This window comes from Actinocrinis sp. (assembly GCF_035650855.1).
GTDB lineage: Bacteria > Actinomycetota > Actinomycetes > Streptomycetales > Catenulisporaceae > Actinocrinis.
Genome location: NZ_DASRGV010000313.1, coordinates 1 through 11362, shown reverse-complemented (window position 1 = coordinate 11362; position 11362 = coordinate 1). Strand labels below are relative to the sequence as shown.

Genomic DNA, 11362 nt, shown 5'->3' with positions numbered 1-11362 from the left:
CGTATGAGGGCCTGTCCAAGGAGGACCTGCCCGGCCAGTTGTGCGCGTTCACTTCCGGGGTCCTGCGCGCCGAGGCGATGCACAAGCCGGGCTACTACGAACTGATCCACTCGCACTACTGGCTGTCCGGCCAGGTCGGCTGGCTCGCCACCGAACGCTGGGGCGTGCCGCTCGTGCACTCCATGCACACCCTCGCCCGGGTAAAGAACGCCGCGCTGGCCGATTCCGACACTCCCGAGCCGCAGAACCGGCTGATCGGCGAGTCCCAGGTGGTCGACGCCGCGGACCGGCTGATCGCCAACACCGAGCAAGAGGCGGAGCAGCTGGTCGGGCTGTACGGAGCGGATCCGTGCCGGGTCGCGGTGGTGAACCCCGGCGTCGATCTGGACACCTTCAAGCCCGGCGACCAAGCGGCTGCGCGCGCCCGCCTCGGCCTGCCCCGGAACGCCCAAGTGCTGCTCTTTGCCGGACGCATCCAGCCGCTCAAGGCCCCGGACATCCTGCTCCGCCTCGCCGCCGATCTGCTGCGCCGCGACCCCGAGCGATACCGGGACCTGGTCGTCGTCATCGTGGGCGGGCCCAGCGGCACCGGCCTGGCCGAGCCGCACCAGCTGACCACGCTGGCCCGGCGGCTCGGCATCTCGGACCGCACGCGCTTCGTCAAGCCGGTCGGTCAGGCGGAGCTGGCCGAGTGGTACCGGGCCGCCGACCTCGCGCTCGTGCCCTCATTCAACGAGTCGTTCGGCCTGGTCGCGGTAGAAGCGCAGGCCTGCGGTACACCGGTGGTCGCGGCGAAGGTCGGTGGACTTGTTACCGCCGTGCGTGACGGTGAGTCAGGCATCCTCATACCGGGCCACAACCCCGCGGACTACGCGTCGGCCTGCGCGTGGCTGCTGGACGATCCGGGCCGGCTGGAGCACATGCGGCGCGGAGCGCGTCAGCACGCGACCGAGTTCGGTTGGGGAGCCACCGCGGACCGCATCGTCGGCGTGTACAGCGACGCGCTCGCGGAGCGCTGGGCCAGCCGTCGTCGCGTAAGCTCGATCGTGGGATGACGAACAACACCGGTACCGCCACGAACTCGGCGTTGCGCGCGCAGGCCATCGCGGCGATCGAGGCCGCGCTCGCCGAAACCGAGGCGGCCTTTGAGCGCCCGAAGGACGACCACTTCGTCGTCGCGCTCCCGGGAACGCACAAGCTGAGTACCACCTGCTCGCTGCTCGTCGGCGACCACACCTTGTCGGTTAACGCGTTCGTGGTGCGCGCAGCCGACGAGAACCGCGAGGCGGTGTACCGCTGGCTCCTGGAGCACAACACCCGGCTCTCCGGCATCGCGTTCGCGCTCGACCGCCTCGGGGATGTCTTCCTGATCGGCCGAGTACCGCTGGCCGCGGTCACCGAGGCCGAGGTGGACCGGCTGCTCGGCTCGGTCCTCGACGCTGCCGACTCCAGCTTCGACACCCTGCTCGAACTCGGCTTCGCCACCTCGATCCGGCGCGAATGGGCCTGGCGGCTCAAGCGCGGCGAATCGACGGCGAACCTGGCCGCCTTCGAGCGGCTGCGCCCGGACGCGGCAACCCTCGACGGCGAGGCCGCGCAGACTTCGCAGACCGCTGCGCCCTCCGAGCGCTTCGGGCCCTCCGAGGCTGCTGAGCGAGAGAGCTGACCGCCAGCCCGAGCTGAGCTCAAGGCTCAGGCGGTTGCCAACTCCGGCTGCTGACCGTCCGCCACCACCTGGGTCGATGTCTGAGCCTGCTGTGCCTGCTCGACCTCGGCCGATCGCGCTACTGCGACCCGCCGCTCGACCTGCTTGCCGATGCGCAGGAAGACCAACGCCGTCAAAGCCGTCACGGCGAAGCATCCGATCCACAGTGGAGTGCCGCCGTACGCGCTGATCACCGCACCGCCGACCAGCGGGGCCACGACCTGCGAGAGCGTCCACGCGAGCTGATACACGCCCTGGTAGCGCCCGCGCAGGTGATCCTGCGACAGCCGAGCGGAGACCGCCTGACCAGTCGGCGTGTTACCGATCTCGCCCATGGTCATCACGACGACGCAGAGCACGTACATCGCCGCCGACTGTCCGAACGTGAGCAGGCCGAAACCGGCCCCGATCACCAGGCCCGCCCCGGCCAGCACCCGGCCCTCCGGATACCGCTTGAGCAGCCTCGTCACGGGCATCTGGAACAGCACGATCAGCACGCCGTTGATCGCCGCGATCTGCCCGAACGACGAGGCGGAAAGCCCGCTGGCCGCCATCGCGATCGGCAGGCCGGTCTGGCACTGGTTGAACACGGTGAGCAGCAGGAACGTCGTCGCGACGAAGGCGATGAAGGTCCGGTCCCGCAGCACGGCGCCGAGGCCGTCGTGGGAACGCGTGCCCTCGCCGACCGTCTGCCGGGATCGCGCGGCCCTGAGGGTCTCGGGCGGAGTGGTGTCGTGGACCATGGCGGCGATCAGCAGCGCGCACAGCGTGGTCGTCGCGGCGTCGGCGTAAAAGAGCGCTCGGTAACCGAAGTGCGTCACCAAGCCGACCGCCATCATGGAGAACGAGAACCCGAGGTTGATCGCCCAGAAGTTCAGCGCGTAGGCCCGTACCCGGTCGCCAGCCGGCACCATGTCGGCGATCATCGCGTTCTGCGCCGGCCGGAAGGCGTTGGTGGCCAGGCCCACCACGAGCGCCCCGAGCGCCAGCGCCCACGGAGAGCGTGCGTACCCGAGCACGACGATGGTTACCGCGTTGGCCAGCTGTGAGCCGACCAGCGTGGGCTTGCGTCCGATCCGGTCGGCCAGCACGCCGCCGACCACGCCCGACACTGCCGCGCCGGCTCCGAACAGCGCCGCGACCGCTCCCGCGAGCGCGGCCGAGCGGTGCAGCGGCCCGGTGACATAGAACGCGAAGAACGGCAGCACGAAGCCGCCGATCCGGTTCACCAGGGTTCCGATCCACAGCCACCAGAAGGCGCCGGGCAGGCCTCCGAAGGTCGACTCCGCCGCGCTTCTGAGCCGGATCACGCGCCCACCCTTCCCCGCACCGTTCAGCGTCGAGCCCACATGGCCAGGTAATGATCACAATGGCGATTGAGACATTACATCCGGACCGGATGCGAGAGCAATCGGTTATCGCGGATACGCTCAGGGCCATGGCTGACTCGTACCGTCTCGTACTGCTGCGCCACGGCGAGAGCGCGTGGAACGCGAAGAATCTCTTCACCGGGTGGGTCGACGTCGACCTGACCGCCCAGGGCGAGGAGGAGGCGATCCGCGGCGGCAAACTGCTCGCGGAGCGCGGCCTGCTGCCCGATCTCGTGCACACCTCCGTCCTGCGCCGCGCGATCCGCACCGCGCAGCTGGGGCTCGACGCCGCCGAGCGGCACTGGATCCCGGTGCGCCGCTCCTGGCGGCTCAACGAGCGGCACTACGGCGCGCTTCAGGGCAAGGACAAGGCGCAGACGCTCGCCGAATTCGGCGAGGAGCAGTTCATGCTGTGGCGCCGCTCCTACGACACGCCCCCGCCGCCGCTCGCCGAAGACGCCGAGTACTCACAGTTCAACGACCCGCGTTACGCCCAGCTGCCCCGCGAGCTGCGGCCGCGTACCGAATGCCTCAAGGACGTCGTCGGGCGGATGCTTCCGTACTGGTACGACGCGATCGTCCCGGACCTGCTCACCGGCCAAACGGTGCTCGTCGCCGCGCACGGTAACTCGCTGCGCGCGCTGGTCAAGCACCTCGACGGGATCTCGGATGAGGCCATCGCCGGGCTCAACATCCCGACCGGAATCCCGCTGCTGTACGAACTCGACGCCGACCTGCGCCCGGTGACGACCGGCGGCGAATACCTCGACCCGGCGGCCGCGGCCGAGGCGATCGAGGCGGTCAAGAACCAGGGCCGCAAGTAGCCGCGAGCAGAAATGACGGAGGAGCCCTTCGCACCCCCGCGTGCGAAGGGCTCCTCCGTCCCCCCTCCCATCCCCTGGCAGCGTCCTTAGTCGTGCTCAGTCGTGCTCGCCGGTCACCAGGAAGATCAGGCGGCGTGCCACCGACACCGCGTGGTCGGCGAAGCGCTCGTAGTACCGGCCGATCAGCGTCACGTCGATGGCCGTCTCGACCGAGTAGTCGGTCTTCTTGTCGAGCAGCGCCCGGAACAGCGCCCGGTGCAGCTCGTCCATCTCGTCGTCGTCCTCGGGCAGCTCGCGCGCGGCGTCCACGTCCCGGCCGTCGATGATCTCGGCGGTCTTCTGCGCCAGCTCCCCGGCGATCCGGCCCATCTCGCGAATGGTGGAGCGCAGGTCCTCCGGAATCGCGATCTCCGGGTAGCGCAGCCGCGCCACCTTCGCGATGTGCCGGGCCAGGTCGCCCATCCGCTCCAGGTCCGCGCTCATCCGCAGCGAGGTGATGATCGTGCGCAGGTCGCCGGCCACCGGCTGCTGCCTGGCGAGCAGGTCGAGCGCCCGGGTGTCCAGCTCGTTCTGCAGCGCGTCCACGGCGTCGTCGGCGGAGATCACCGACTCGGCGACCTGCAGGTCCGCCTCCAGGAGGGCGGCGGTCGCCCGGCCCATGGCGGTCCCCACAAGGCCGGTCATCTCGATGAGCGTCCGGCCGATCGAATCGAGTTCCTCGTGGTACACGTCCCGCATCGAAAAGGCTCCCGTAGGCAGTGGTGGTGGCCGGGCACAGCCGTGAACCGGCGACAGCGGTGGGCACACCGTGGTGAGCCTCCACCGTAGTGTGGCGCGCTCAGCCGCAGCCGGGCAGGGCGGTGAACCCGACGCGACGTGAACGTGAACTCTTGGCGACGGATCACGCTGCGTGCTTTCGGCCACTCCGACCGGTCTGCACCGGCATTTACTCTGGAAGTGTGTCCTACCTCGCGGCCGACTTCCACGTCGCCGCGGCTTCGGCGGCCGCCCTGGTAGCGCTGGCCGTCGGTGCCGCGGGCGGTCTCGCGTTCCGCTGGAGCGAGCGGGAGCGGCGGGTCGCCGAGCCGGCGGCCCCGGAACCGCTCGTGCCCTCCGGCGTGGCCGCGGTCCTCCAGGTCCTACGTTCCTCCGCAGTGCTGCTCGATCCCAGTGACGCCGTAGTTAAGGCATCCCCGGCAGCGCACGCCCTCGGCCTGGTACGCGGCCAGCGGCTGGTCTCCGAGGAGCTGGTCGCCATGGCCAGGCGGGTGCGCCGGGACGGCGAGATCCGGCAGCTCGAACTCGAGATCCCGCGCGGTCCGCTGGGCGGCGACACCCTCGCGGTCTCGGTCCGGGTCGCCCCGCTCGGCTCACAGCTCGTGCTGGTCCTGGTCGAGGACCGCACTGAGGCGCACCGGATCGACGCGGTGCGCAGGGACTTCGTCGCCAACGTCAGCCACGAGCTCAAGACCCCGGTCGGCGCGCTGGCGCTGCTGTCCGAGGCGGTGCTCTCGGCGAGCGACGACCCGGAGGCGGTGCGCAGGTTCGCCGAGCGGATGCAGCGCGAGGCGCACCGGCTCGGCAACCTGGTGCAGGACCTGATCGACCTGTCCCGGCTGGAGAGCCACGACCCGCTGACCAAGGCCGAGCGGGTGGAGCTGAGCGAGGTGGTGGAGGAGGCGCTGGGCCGGGCCCGCGAGGTCGCCGCCGCCCGCACCATCGAACTGGTCGGCAGCGCGCCGCCTGGACTGTACGTGCTCGGCGATTTCGATCAGTTGGTCACCGGTTTGGGAAATCTTGTCGGGAATGCCGTCAACTATTCACCTGAACAGACCAAGGTGGTGGTGGCGGTGCGCCGAGAGGGCGAGCTGGCCGAGATCTCGGTCACCGACCAGGGCATCGGCATTCCGGAGCAGGACCTCAAACGGATCTTCGAGCGGTTCTACCGGGTGGACCCGGCCCGCTCGAGGGTGACCGGGGGAACAGGCCTCGGGCTCTCGATAGTCAAACACATCGCCGCCACCCACGGCGGGGATGTCGCGGTGTGGAGCGTGGAGGGGGCCGGTTCCACCTTCACCCTGCGCCTGCCGCTGCTGGGCGATCCGCCGCCGGCCGAAGACGGCCGGGCCGACGGCGGCGTTCTGGAACTCAACACAGGGAGTCGTACGACGTGACCAGGGTGCTGGTGGTCGAGGACGAGGACTCGTTCAGTGACCCGCTCTCCTACATGCTGCGCAACGAAGGCTTCGAGGTCGCCGTCGCGCCCACCGGTCCCGAGGCGCTGGAGGAGTTCGACCGGCACGGGGCCGACCTCGTGCTGCTCGACCTCATGCTGCCCGGCCTGCCCGGCACCGAGGTCTGCCGGCAGCTGCGCACCCGCTCGGCCGTGCCCGTCATCATGCTGACCGCCAAGGACAGCGAGATCGACAAGGTGGTCGGGCTGGAACTCGGCGCGGACGACTACGTCACCAAGCCGTTCTCCTCGCGGGAGCTGGTCGCCCGCATCCGCGCGGTGCTGCGCCGGCACGGCCAGGCCGAGGAGCCGGACGACGCGGCGCTCGAGGCCGGCCCGGTCCGCATGGACGTCGAGCGGCACACGGTCAGCGTCTCCGGGCGCGGCGTGCAGCTTCCGCTCAAGGAGTTCGAGCTGCTGGAGATGCTGCTGCGCAACGCGGGCCGCGTGCTCACGCGTATGCAGCTGATCGACCGGGTCTGGGGCGCGGACTACGTCGGCGACACCAAGACGCTGGACGTACACGTCAAGCGTCTGCGCGCGAAGATCGAGCCGGACCCAGCCGTGCCGCGGTACCTCGTCACCGTGCGCGGTCTCGGCTACAAGTTCGAGCCGTAAGTCGTAAGCCGCTCCTGCCGCGCCTAAGCACTGTCGGCTTTACGCACCCGGCACGTGCAACGCCAAGCGGGTGGCGCTCCCTGTTCCGGGAGCGCCACCCGCTTCGTCTGTCTCAGCCCTGACCGGCCGTCACTTCTGCTTCGACGGCTACTTCTTGCTCGACGTCGGGCTGGCGGAAGCCGACGCGGACGCCGAAGCGCCGCTGCTCGCGGAGGAGGAGGCGCTCGCGCTCGCACTGGCCGACGCGCTCGGCGACGGGCTGGCCGGGTTCGGGTTGTAGTCGGCGAACTGGCCGGTGTTCGGCTGGATCTGCGCCTGCACCGTCACCGTGCCGGCGTCGCCGAACGAGAAGGTCACCTTCGCCAGGTCGCCCACCTTGAGGCCCGCGGCGGAGAACTCGATCTGCGGCTGGCCCGGCTGGCCGAAGTAGGCGGTCTGGCCGGCCGCGATACTCTGCGCCGACGCCGATCCGGCCGCGGTGCCCGTGGACGGCGAGCCGCTCGCCCCACCGGCGACGATCTGCGCGGAGGCGTCGTCGACCTGGACGTTCGGCCAGTTCACGTCGGCGCTGCCGTTATTCGAGACGGCCCCGATCACCTCGGCGTTGTTGCTGTTCGGGTCCACCACCACCCACACGTTGTTGATCTTCAGCGAGCCGGTGCTCCCGCTTCCGGCGTTCGGCTTCACCTGCGTCGCCGCGGAGTTGAAGCCAGCCCCGCACGCGGTGGCCAGCGGAGCCACGGTCAGCAGCACGGCTGCGGTGGCCAGGCCCGCACGGCCCCGGCGAGAGGGGGTCGACCGGCGGGTCGTGCTCGGGGAGTGGAGGCTGCTCACGGTCGGTCTGGCTCCTTGGCGCGTGACTGGTCGGACAAGAACTGAACCGAGCCACAGCGTACTGACCGCGATGAGCAGATCCTCACCGGGATAGCCCTAAGAGAGGTGAGGCGAGTTATGGGGCGTGCTACCGAGCCGCTGGAAGCAGCATCGCCACCGCGGACGCCACCAGTGCCGCGAGCAGCACTACCGCGATGGCGGCGCGCGGCGAGCCGAGGATGCGGCCGACCCTGATCAACTTGGCGCGCCGTCTGCTCCAGCGCTCCTCGCGCAGATATCTGCGCAGGTCGGGCAGTAGTTCGCGCAGGTCGTCGGGCGCCTGGCAGTCGGCATCGGTGATCTCGGTCCCGTCCGGCCAGTGGCCGACCACGGTCTCGTCCTGCTCGTCCCGCTGGTCGTCCCAGCCGGACCCCGCGCTGCTCGATCGCCCGCTGGCGTCCACCTCGCGCTCACCCCACCTGACGTGTGCGAAGAGCCGGTCTTCTGGTTGAGGTTCTTTGGTCATTGTGCGCCCGCCGGGCGTTCATGCCCAGAGGCGGTTTCGCGCCTGCGCAGGAGAGCCGCTCGAGGGCCCGCAGCGGCGCCTGCGGTAGTGCTTCCGGGGGCGCGCGAAAAGCGCCGTCCGCCCCCCTGAGCTGGGGCGAGTACGGTCCGTTCCGTATTGTCAAGTGCCCTTCACCCGCCTGACCTGCGCAAACGCCCTTTAGAAAGTCGCCCGGCCGTGTTATCCTGGATACCCACGGAAGGGGTACGCATCACATGACGTTCAAGGTTGGCGAGACCGTCGTCTATCCCCACCATGGGGCCGCTCTCATCGAGGCGATCGAGACCCGGATGGTCAAGGGCGAGGCTCGCCCCTACCTCCGGCTCAAGGTGGCCCAGGGCGACCTCACCCTGATGGTTCCCACCGACAAGGTGGAATATGTAGGCGTCCGCGATGTGGTCGGCCAGGACGGCCTCGACCGCGTCTTCGAGGTACTGCGCGCCCCGCACACCGAGGAGCCCACCAACTGGTCCCGCCGGTACAAGGCCAACTTGGAGAAGCTGGCCTCCGGTGACGTGATCAAGGTGGCCGAGGTCGTCCGCGACCTGTGGCGCCGGGAGAAGGAGCGCGGCCTTTCCGCCGGCGAGAAGCGCATGCTCGGCAAGGCCCGCCAGATCCTGGTCAGCGAGCTCGCCCTGGCGGAGAACACCAACGAGGACAAGGCCGAGACCATCCTCGACGAGGTGCTGGCCTCCTGAGCGCGGGCTTCGGCCCACCGGTACCGGCTCTGCCTTCGGCCTGATGATGAGCACATCCCGCGGCGGGACGGCCGCGATCGTCCCCGCCGCGGGCCGAGGTGAACGCCTCGGCCCCGGCGCCCCCAAGGCGCTGCGCTCGATCGGCGGAATCCCGATCCTGGTTCACGCGGTCCGTTCGCTGGTCTCCAGCGGGCGGATCGGTCTTGTCGTGGTCGCCGCGCCCCCGAACGGTGTCGACGGGGTTCGCGAGCTGCTGCGTGAGTTCGGCGAGTCGGTGCACGTGGTGCCCGGTGGCGACACCCGTCAGCGTTCGGTCGCGCTCGCGCTCGACGCGATTCCCGAGACTTACGAGATCATCCTGGTGCACGACGCAGCGCGTGCCCTTACCCCGCCCTCGCTGGTTACCGCAGTCATCGACGCGGTAGCCGCAGGGAGCGATGCAGTCATCCCGGCGTTACTGGTCGCGGATACGATCAAGGCCGTGGATTCCTCCGGTACGACCGTCACTGCGACCGTGGACCGATCCACGTTGCGCGCGGTACAGACGCCGCAGGGCTTCCGGCGCTCCCTGCTGATCAAGGCGCACGCCGCCGCGACCGCCATGGACACCACCGACGACGCTGGCCTGGTCGAACGCCTCGGGCTGCCGGTCGCGGTCATCCCTGGCCACACTGAGGCGTTCAAGGTCACTACGCCGTTTGATCTATTGCTCGCCGAGGCCGTCTGGTCGGAGCGCGACAAGGCCGCGGAGCGCCATGCCTGATGACGACCTGCCTCCGCTTCCGCTCGTCGGCATCGGCGTCGATGTTCACCCGTTCGAGGAAGGACGGCCGCTGCGCGTCGCCGGACTCGACTGGCCCGGCGAGATCGGCTTGGCCGGCCACTCGGACGCAGACGTCGCCGCGCACGCCGCCTGCGACGCGCTGTTCTCCGCCGCCGGACTCGGCGACCTCGGCTCTAATTTCGGCACCGACAAGCCGCAGTGGCGCGGGGCCGCGGGCGTCACGCTGCTGGCGGAGGCCGGGCGCCGGGTGCGCGAGGCGGGCTTCCGGATCGGCAATGTCTCCATTCAAGTGATCGGCGTTCGTCCGAAGATCGGACCGCGCCGCGCCGAGGCCGAGAAGGTGCTCTCCGAAGCGCTCGACGCCTCGGTCCGAGTGAGCGCCACGACCACGGACGGCCTCGGCCTCACCGGCCGCGCCGAGGGCTTAGCTGCGATTGCGACCGCCCTGGTCGTCCCCGTCTCCAGCGTTGCGACCGACTAGCCCCGCTGAGCCAACCCGCCCGGCCGCGATCGCCGCCGCCACCGCCCTCGCCTCCAGCGCCGCCGACTCGCCCCGCCAGTCCGCCCACCTCTCGCGGCCTACTTCTCGCGCGAACCGGAAGCTCTCCCTACTTCACCTACTTCGTGCCCGGCACCCTTCTCCTGCGCGACCTGCTCAGCAACAGAGCCAGCGCCGCCGCACGCCCCGGCACCCCGCTGACCGCGCCACCGCGCCGCGCACCTGAGCCGCAGATCAGCACGTTGGGAATGTCCGTCTCGACGCCCCAGGTGCCGACTTCCCGCTCACTCGCCGCCCACGGCCAGTCCAGGTCCCCGTGGAAGATGTGGCCGCCGGGCATCGCCAGTTCGTCCTCGATGTCGCGCGGTGAGCGAGCCTCAATGCAGGGCCGCCCCTCGGCGTCGCGCGCCAAGCAGTCCTCGATCGGCTCGGCGAGATACCGGTTCAGCCCGGCCAGCGCCAGTTGCATCGCCTTCTCCCGCGCCCCGGCCTCGTCGTAGAGCCGGGCCGGCGTATGCAGACCGAACAGCGTCAGCGTGTGCAGTCCCCGCGCCATCGACTCCGGACCGAGAATCGTACGGTCGGTCAATGTGTGGCAGTAGACCTCTGACGGCAGCGGATCCGGCAGCGCTCCGGCCTCAGACTGCGTATACGCGGTACGCAGCCCGCTGTACGACTCGTCGATATGGAACGTGCCCGCGAAAGCCAGTCTCGGGTCCATCCCTGATTTGAGCGCGGGCAGCCGTGACAACACCATGTTGATTTTCAGCTGGTTGCCTTCGGGGCGCGGGCCGCTCGGCCGTCCCAGCAACTCGTTGAGGACTGTCGGCGCGGCATTGACGAGTACGTACCGTGCGTCGATCCGTCTCTCGCCGCCGTCGGCCGTCGTATAACGCACAGACGCTCGCCGGCCGTCCGTGTCGATACGGGTAGCCGTTGCGCCGGTAACGAACACCGCGCCGGCCTTATCCGCAGCGCGCGCCAACGACTCGGTGACCGCGCCCATCCCGCCGATCGGTACTCGCCACTCGCCGGTTCCGTTGCCGATCACGTGATACAGAAAGCAGCGATTCTGGGCGAGCGAAGGATCGTGCGCGTGGCTCTGCGTGCCGATCAGCGCATCCGTCAGCACCACACCGCGCACATCGTCGTCCGCAAAGGTCTCTTCGACGATCTCGCCGAGCGGCCGCTCCATGAACGGATCCCAGAACGAGCTGCCGACGGCCTCGCGCACCGCCTTCATCATCGCGCCC

The 11362-nt window shown here is 69.8% G+C and carries 13 protein-coding genes; 8 read left to right on the top strand and 5 right to left on the bottom strand.

Annotated elements, in window-relative coordinates; genetic code table 11:
- Positions 1-1055 (top strand): D-inositol-3-phosphate glycosyltransferase (gene mshA / locus VFB40_RS22150; protein WP_324853694.1); only part of this gene is annotated, 1055 nt, incomplete at its 5' end.
- Complete coding sequence (locus VFB40_RS22145; RefSeq protein WP_324853691.1) at positions 1052-1666, top strand: type III secretion system chaperone family protein; 615 nt, start codon at positions 1052-1054, stop codon at positions 1664-1666. The genes mshA and VFB40_RS22145, both read left to right, overlap by 4 nt.
- A 26-nt stretch (positions 1667-1692) precedes the next feature.
- Here VFB40_RS22145 and VFB40_RS22140 read toward each other — a convergent pair whose 3' ends face one another.
- A complete protein-coding gene (locus tag VFB40_RS22140; RefSeq protein ID WP_324853689.1) occupies positions 1693-3015 on the bottom strand; it encodes an MDR family MFS transporter in 1323 nt (440 codons plus the stop codon).
- 128 nt (positions 3016-3143) lie between these two features.
- Here VFB40_RS22140 and VFB40_RS22135 point away from each other — a divergent pair, with 128 nt between their 5' ends.
- Entirely contained in the window at positions 3144-3899 is a 756-nt protein-coding gene (locus tag VFB40_RS22135; RefSeq protein ID WP_324853687.1) for a phosphoglyceromutase, read from the top strand.
- Positions 3900-3995: 96 nt separating this feature from the next.
- Here the strand turns inward: VFB40_RS22135 and phoU are convergent, their stop codons facing one another.
- Positions 3996-4637: a phosphate signaling complex protein PhoU gene (gene phoU / locus VFB40_RS22130; RefSeq protein WP_324853685.1), complete on the bottom strand. Its 642-nt coding sequence runs from the start codon at positions 4635-4637 to the stop codon at positions 3996-3998.
- Positions 4638-4858: 221 nt separating this feature from the next.
- On the opposite strand from phoU, the gene VFB40_RS22125 reads away from it, so the two are divergent.
- Together VFB40_RS22125 and VFB40_RS22120 are read left to right on the top strand one after the other, a co-directional pair.
- The gene (locus VFB40_RS22125; protein WP_324853683.1) at positions 4859-6073 is read left to right on the top strand and encodes a sensor histidine kinase; all 1215 of its coding nucleotides are present in this window, start codon (positions 4859-4861) and stop codon (positions 6071-6073) included.
- Positions 6070-6750 carry a response regulator gene (locus VFB40_RS22120; RefSeq protein ID WP_324841990.1) on the top strand — a complete coding sequence of 227 codons (681 nt, stop codon included), beginning with the start codon at positions 6070-6072 and terminating at the stop codon, positions 6748-6750. Before VFB40_RS22125 ends, VFB40_RS22120 begins: the two co-directional genes overlap by 4 nt.
- A 147-nt stretch (positions 6751-6897) precedes the next feature.
- Here VFB40_RS22120 and VFB40_RS22115 read toward each other — a convergent pair whose 3' ends face one another.
- Positions 6898-7584 carry a copper chaperone PCu(A)C domain-containing protein gene (locus VFB40_RS22115; RefSeq protein ID WP_324853681.1) on the bottom strand — a complete coding sequence of 229 codons (687 nt, stop codon included), beginning with the start codon at positions 7582-7584 and terminating at the stop codon, positions 6898-6900.
- 127 nt (positions 7585-7711) lie between these two features.
- Positions 7712-8026, bottom strand: coding sequence for a hypothetical protein (locus VFB40_RS22110; protein ID WP_324853679.1), 315 nt, complete (start codon positions 8024-8026; stop codon positions 7712-7714).
- 317 nt (positions 8027-8343) lie between these two features.
- Between VFB40_RS22110 and VFB40_RS22105 the strand changes: the two genes are divergently transcribed.
- From VFB40_RS22105 to ispF, 3 genes are read left to right on the top strand one after another with little or no spacing between them, the layout of a single operon-like run.
- The gene (locus tag VFB40_RS22105) at positions 8344-8826 is read left to right on the top strand and encodes a CarD family transcriptional regulator (RefSeq protein WP_324841993.1); all 483 of its coding nucleotides are present in this window, start codon (positions 8344-8346) and stop codon (positions 8824-8826) included.
- A 43-nt stretch (positions 8827-8869) separates the two neighbouring features.
- A complete protein-coding gene (ispD, locus tag VFB40_RS22100) occupies positions 8870-9589 on the top strand; it encodes a 2-C-methyl-D-erythritol 4-phosphate cytidylyltransferase (protein ID WP_324853677.1) in 720 nt (239 codons plus the stop codon).
- Positions 9582-10091, top strand: a complete 510-nt coding sequence (gene ispF / locus VFB40_RS22095) for a 2-C-methyl-D-erythritol 2,4-cyclodiphosphate synthase (RefSeq protein ID WP_324853676.1) — start codon at positions 9582-9584, stop codon at positions 10089-10091. The genes ispD and ispF overlap by 8 nt, the downstream gene beginning before the upstream one ends.
- Positions 10092-10227: 136 nt before the next feature.
- On the opposite strand, the gene VFB40_RS22090 is transcribed toward ispF, so the two are convergent.
- A complete protein-coding gene (locus VFB40_RS22090) occupies positions 10228-11343 on the bottom strand; it encodes a phytoene desaturase family protein (protein ID WP_324853674.1) in 1116 nt (371 codons plus the stop codon).
- Positions 11344-11362: the final 19 nt, after the last annotated feature.